Consider the following 209-nt stretch of genomic DNA (forward strand, 5'->3'; position numbering starts at 1 on the left):
CCCCGCGCATCCGGGAGCAGGATCTGCCTATGCACATCATCGAGGAGGCGGCGCGCTTCGGGAGCGCCGACGGCGCCGCCGACTACCGCGAACGGCTGCGTTCGCCCGGCTTGAGCCTCGGCAGCTACTCGATCCCGGCCGGCGCAGGGGACCCGCAGCAGCCGCACACCGAGGATGAGGTGTACATCTGCCTGCAGGGCCGCGCGACC

General features: G+C 72.2%; 1 pseudogene. It reads left to right on the forward strand.

Annotated elements, in window-relative coordinates:
* Nucleotides 1-29: 29 nt before the first annotated feature.
* Nucleotides 30-209, forward strand: a pseudogene (locus FJ658_RS15075) (hypothetical protein); the annotation flags it as partial.

The sequence above is a fragment of the Schumannella sp. 10F1B-5-1 genome (assembly GCF_006517535.1).
In the GTDB taxonomy this organism is placed as follows: domain Bacteria; phylum Actinomycetota; class Actinomycetes; order Actinomycetales; family Microbacteriaceae; genus Schumannella.